This window comes from Halogeometricum sp. CBA1124, from assembly GCF_009741955.1.
In the GTDB taxonomy this organism is placed as follows: Archaea; Halobacteriota; Halobacteria; order Halobacteriales; family Haloferacaceae; genus Halogeometricum; species Halogeometricum rufum.
In genome coordinates, this window is record NZ_WPCD01000283.1 from 1 (window position 1) to 3,434 (window position 3,434).

General features: G+C 71.7%; 3 protein-coding genes and 2 pseudogenes. 2 read left to right on the top strand and 3 right to left on the bottom strand.

What is annotated here, in order from left to right; translation table 11 throughout:
- Window positions 1–827 (top strand): annotated as a pseudogene (locus tag GJ632_RS20390) (sulfatase-like hydrolase/transferase); the annotation flags it as partial.
- Between the two features lie 28 nt (window positions 828–855).
- On the opposite strand, the gene GJ632_RS20395 reads toward GJ632_RS20390, so the two are convergent.
- The 3 genes and pseudogenes from GJ632_RS20395 to GJ632_RS20405 form a co-directional block, all read right to left on the bottom strand.
- On the bottom strand, window positions 856–1,182 hold the full coding sequence (locus GJ632_RS20395; RefSeq protein WP_089803862.1) for a multidrug efflux SMR transporter: 327 nt from the start codon (window positions 1,180–1,182) through the stop codon (window positions 856–858).
- A gap of 60 nt (window positions 1,183–1,242) precedes the next feature.
- Window positions 1,243–2,149, bottom strand: a pseudogene (locus tag GJ632_RS20400) (ketopantoate reductase family protein).
- Between the two features lie 90 nt (window positions 2,150–2,239).
- Window positions 2,240–2,530, bottom strand: coding sequence for a rubredoxin-like domain-containing protein (locus GJ632_RS20405; RefSeq protein ID WP_191453880.1), 291 nt, complete (start codon window positions 2,528–2,530; stop codon window positions 2,240–2,242).
- 83 nt (window positions 2,531–2,613) lie between these two features.
- Here GJ632_RS20405 and GJ632_RS20410 point away from each other — a divergent pair.
- A partial coding sequence (locus GJ632_RS20410) for a PQQ-binding-like beta-propeller repeat protein (protein WP_191453881.1) occupies window positions 2,614–3,434 on the top strand: 821 nt, incomplete at its 3' end.

Consider the following 3,434-nt stretch of genomic DNA (forward strand, 5'->3'; position numbering starts at 1 on the left):
ATCGACGACGACGAGTGGGAGGCCATCCGGGCCTGTACGACGCCGAAATCGCCCACATCGACGACCAACTCGGCCGCCTGTTCGACTGGCTGAAGGAGACCGGCCGCTGGGACGACACGATGGTCGTCGTCTGCGCCGACCACGGCGAACTCCACGGCGAACACGACCTGTACGGCCACGAGTTCTGTCTGTACGACCCGCTCGTGAACGTCCCCCTGCTGGTGAAACACCCCGAACTGGAGGCGGACCGCCGGGACGACCAGGTCGAACTCGTCGACCTCTACCACACGGTGCTGGACGCTCTCGACGTGGAGGGCGGCACGCCCGCCTCGCCCGGCGACGACGTCGTCGCACTCGACCGGACCCGGTCGCTGCTCTCGGCCTCCTACCGGGAGTTCTCGCGGGCGTCGAACGATGACCCCGGACAGGTTCGCGACGGCGAGTACGCGTTCGTGGAGTACTCCCGCCCGGTGGTCGAACTGAAGCAACTGGAGGAGAAGGCGTCGGGCGCGGGCATCACGCTCCCGGAGGACTCCCGGTTCTACTCGCGCATGCGCGCGGCGCGGCGCACCGACGCCAAGTACGTCCGCATCGACCGCATCCCCGACGAGGCGTACCGGTTGGACGACGACCCCGGAGAGACGGAGAACCTCGCGGGAGGCGACGACGACGCCGTTGAGGAGACGGAGGCCGCGCTCTCGGCGTTCGAGTCGAACGTCGGCGGCGCGTGGACGGACGCCCTCGACGACGACGTGTCCGACGACTCGGTCGAGCAGATGGACGACGAGGCACAGGAACGCCTCCGCGACCTCGGCTATCTGGAGTGAGCGGCGCGAAGTCGGCCGTTCGCGGCGTTCAGGCCGCGAACCGGAGGCCGACGACGCCGGCGACGATAGCGACGAGACAGAGGAGTCGGACCGGCGACGTGGACTCGTCGAACAGGGCGATACCGACGAGGACGGTGCCGACCGCTCCGATGCCGGTCCAGACGGCGTAGGCCGTTCCGACCGGCAGCACTTCGACGGCCTTCGCGAGGCCGGCCATGCTCACGACGAGAGCGACGACGACGAACGCCGTCGCCCGGAGGTTCGAGAAGCCGTCGGCGTACTCCAGTCCGACGGCCCACGCCGTCTCGAAGAACGCCGCGCCGACGAGGACCAGCCACGCAGTCTGTTGCTTCACGCGAGAGGGTTCGGCGCGGAGTCCCTTGACCGGCGCGACTTCGATTCGAGTCGGCGACGGCTACTCCTCGCTCCGGACCCCCCGACCCCGTTCCCACGTCCGCAACAGGTCGGCCAGCGTCCGGTTCGTCGGGGCGGCCAGCCGGTGGGTTTCGGCCCGTTCGACGACGACGCCGTGGATGGCCTCGACCTCGGTTCGTCGGCCCGCGTCCACGTCCTGCAGCATCGACGACCGGTTCGCACTCGTCGCCGCGACCACCTCGTCCAGCGCCCGCCGGGCGCGACGGTTCGAGAGCGAGACGCCCTCCGCGCGGGCGACGCGGGCCGTCTCGCGGGCCGCGCGGTGCGCCAGTTCGTACCCCGGGCCGTCGGCGAGAGCACCGTTCTCGACGCGTGAGAGGGCGGTCACGGCGTTGACGCCGGCGTTGACCGCGAGTTTCTCCCAGCGTCGCCGCGGCATGTCGGCGGCGACCAGCGTCTCGATGCCGGCGTCGCGGAACGCCTTCCCGGCGCGTTCGGCGTGCGGGTCGGTGCCGCCCCGCCTCGCGCCGAGGACGACGCGCCCGACGCCCGTGCACTCGACGTGGCCGGGGGTCGCGCAGTCGCGCGCCGTAGGTGGCGGTGCCGGCGAGGACGGGCGCGTCGAGTCGCGCCGCGAGTTCGCCCTCGGTGAGTCCGTTCTGTAGGGAGAGGACGGCGTCGAAACTGCCGGTCGCGAGCGCGTCGGCCGCCGGGGGCGTGTCGAACGACTTCACCGTGACGACGGCGAGGTCCGCGCTGTGGCCCGTGCCGTCGGTGGTCGCGTCCGGTCGCGTCCGGTCCTCGACCGCACCGGAGACGCGAACGCCGCGTTCGGCGACGCGCGAGACGTGCGGCTCCCGGCCGACGAGCGTCACGTCGTGGACCCGCGCGAGGAGTGCGCCGACGAGGGTGCCCAGACTTCCGGCGCCGAAGACGAGTACGTCCATGCGGAGCCATCGGCGCGGGGCGAAAAAAGCGGACGGGTCCGGCGGTCCGACCGGCGCGACGGCCGCCCGTCCGGCCTCGTCGCTCGCGAGTCAGTCCTCGGTCCAGTAGTAGATGTCCTCTTTCGGCGCGTCGCAGTTCGGACACGACTCCGGGAGTTCCTCGATGTCGCCCATCTCGCCGCACTGGGTGCACCGCCACATCAGTTCCGCCCCGCCGAACTCGTGGCCGGCGCGTTCGTGTTCGACCGAGAGGCTGGCGATGCCCTCGCGCGTCGTCACGAAGAAGCCGTCGTCGTCGAACCCGCGGACGGTGCCGAGCGCGCTTCCGTCTTCGGTGTAGACGGTCGTTCCGACCGTGACTGTGGGATTCTCGTCGGCCATGTGAGAGGTTTCGACGGGCGACGGCATAAATCCCGGCCGCGGCCTCCACAAGGTACTCACCGGGGTTCGCCGAACGCCGGTGTATGCGCCCTCCATCCAGACGCGCGGTCCTCCGACTGGCCGGCCTCGCCCTCGCGGGCACCGCGGGGTGTACCTCGCGCGGAGGCGACGCGTCGTCCCCGACGGACTCGCCGACCCGACCGCCGACGGCGACGCCGACCGAATCGCCGCCCGACACCGAGACGTACGGGCCGACGGACGGCCCGGACGAACGCCTCACGCGGACGCCGCCCGGAGACCCGCCGCTGAATCCGAACGGGTCGTGGCCGCAGTACCGCTTCGACGCCGGCAACACCGGCTACGCGCCGGACACCGCGGGTCTCCGGGACGCGACGGGCCACTGGGCGTTGGACGCCGGACACGCGCCGAGCGTCGCGGAGGGGACGCTGTTCAACGTTCGCACCCGTGAGGACCCGGCGACGTTCGACCGGCGCGACCCCGCGACGGCCGAACTCCGCTCGCGGACCGAACTCGTCTCCTACGCGGTGAACAGCCCACCCGCAGTCGCCGGCGACCGGGCGTTCGTCACGACGTTCGTCGAGGTGTTCTGTCTCGCCACCGGCCGCGACGAAGTCCTGTGGCGCGGGCCGGAGATGGACGGTATCCACGGCGCGCCGACCGTCGCCGACGACGCACTCCTCGTCAACAGCGGTGGCTTCTCCGGCGCGCGCGCCCGACTCGCGGCGTTCGACTTCGACGGGACCCCGCGCTGGTCGTACACGGCGGCCGCGGACTCGCACTCGACCCCGGCACGGCGACGGCGCGGCGTTCGTCGCCACGGGCGAGGACGTTCACGCCGTCGAACTCGACACGGGAGCGGAGCGATTCAGGACCGGCGTCGTCG